General features: G+C 73.0%; 2 protein-coding genes. One reads left to right on the top strand and one right to left on the bottom strand.

The features are described from left to right. On the bottom strand, positions 1-224 hold a 224-nt coding region (locus tag AB8Z36_RS38485; protein ID WP_369218009.1), incomplete at its 3' end, for a hypothetical protein. Between the two features lie 130 nt (positions 225-354). Between AB8Z36_RS38485 and AB8Z36_RS38490 the strand changes: the two genes are divergently transcribed. After that, positions 355-1863: an acyl-CoA synthetase gene (locus AB8Z36_RS38490; RefSeq protein WP_369218010.1), complete on the top strand. Its 1509-nt coding sequence runs from the start codon at positions 355-357 to the stop codon at positions 1861-1863. Positions 1864-1916: the final 53 nt, after the last annotated feature.

Below are 1916 nucleotides of genomic sequence, written 5' to 3' on the forward strand. Positions count from 1 at the left end.
ATGCCGTACTCGGTGTAGCGGAGGGTGGCGTGCAGACCGCCGCCGGAGGGGTGCGCGTCACGGTCGGCGGCCCCCGCGCCGGACGGCAGCAGGGCCAGGGCGGTCAGCAGGGTGACCCCGACGGCGGACAGCCGTCTCGTACGGGTCGATGGGGGGGGGGGGGGGGGGGGGGGGGGGGGGGGGGGGGGGGGGGGGGGGGGGGGGGTGGGTCGGGTGGTGCTCATGGTGCCTCCCAACATCGTTGAGGGAAGGAGCGGTTGAGCGTACCAAGCGGTATGTCATCTGTGACGGCCTCCGGGACGTGCTCGGTGCCGTCCCTTGACCGGGGCGGTGCCCGGCGCTCAGGATCACGCCATGACGGGTGCACGCGACAACACGGTCGACGGAGTCCTCAGCCGCAGCGCGCGCCGAGTGCCACGGCGCCCGGCGCTCCACTACGGCGAGCGGTCATGGACGTACGGGGAACTCGACACGGCCGTATCGCGCGCGGCCCAGGTGCTGCGCGCGCAGGGCCTGGGCCGCGGCGACCGGGTCGGCGCCTACGCCCACAACTCCGACGCCTATCTGATCGGCTTCCTCGCCTGCGCGCGGGCGGGACTGATCCATGTGCCGGTCAACCAGAACCTGACCGGCGACGACCTCGGCTATGTCGTCGGCCAGTCCGGCAGCTCCCTCGTCCTCACCGACCCCGGCCTCGCGGACCGGCTCCCGGCGGGGACACGGACCCTGGCGCTGCGCGACACGGCGGACTCGCTCCTCGCCCGGCTGCCCGGCGCACCCGCGTACGAGGCCGAGGGCGAGGGTCCGGGCGGCGACGACCTGGTCCAGCTCCTGTACACCTCGGGCACCACCGCCCAGCCGAAGGGCGCCATGCTCACGCACGGGGCGCTGGTCCACGAGTACGCCAGCGCCATCGCCGCCCTCGACCTGAAGGCGGCCGACCGCCCCGTCCACTCCCTCCCGCTCTACCACTCGGCGCAGATGCACGTCTTCCTGCTGCCCTACCTCGCCGTCGGCGCCGAGAACACCATCCTGGACGGCCCCGACGCGGGGCAGATCTTCGACCTCGTCGAGACGGGCCGCGCCGACAGCCTCTTCGCGCCGCCCACCGTCTGGATCGGCCTCGCCAACCACCCGGACTTCGCCGCCCGCGAACTCGGCGCCCTGCGCAAGGCCTACTACGGGGCGTCGATCATGCCCGTGCCGGTCCTTGAGCGGCTGCGGGACCGGCTCCCCGGGCTCGCCTTCTACAACTGCTTCGGGCAGAGCGAGATCGGCCCCCTCGCCACCGTCCTCGGCCCCGACGAGCACGAGGGCCGCATGGACTCCTGCGGGCGCCCCGTGCTCTTCGTCGAGGCGCGCGTCGTCGACGAGGCGGGCCAGGAGGTGCCGGACGGCACACAGGGCGAAGTCGTCTACCGCTCGCCGCAGTTGTGCCAGGGCTACTGGGAGAAGCCCGAGGAGACGGCGGAGGCCTTCCGCGACGGCTGGTTCCACTCCGGTGACCTCGCCGTACGCGACTCCGACGGCTATTTCACCGTCGTCGACCGCGTCAAGGACGTCATCAACTCCGGCGGCGTCCTCGTCGCCTCGCGGCAGGTGGAGGACGCGCTGTACACCCACGCGGGCGTCGCGGAGGCCGCCGTGATCGGCCTGCCGGACGAGCGCTGGATCGAGGCGGTCACCGCGGTCGTCGTCGCCAAGGACAAGGAGCTGATGGAGGAGGAGCTGATCACCCACGCGCGCGACAGGCTCGCCCACTTCAAGGCACCCAAGCGGGTCCTGTTCGTGGACGAGCTGCCGCGCAACGCCAGCGGGAAGATCCTCAAGCGCGAACTGCGGGACCGCTTCAGCGCGGGCTGAGCCGGGCGGCCGGGCAGCTCCGTGCTCAGGTGAGGGCCAGCAGCGCCCCCAGC

It is taken from the genome of Streptomyces flavofungini (assembly GCF_041028215.1).
Classification (GTDB): domain Bacteria; phylum Actinomycetota; class Actinomycetes; order Streptomycetales; family Streptomycetaceae; genus Streptomyces; species Streptomyces flavofungini_B.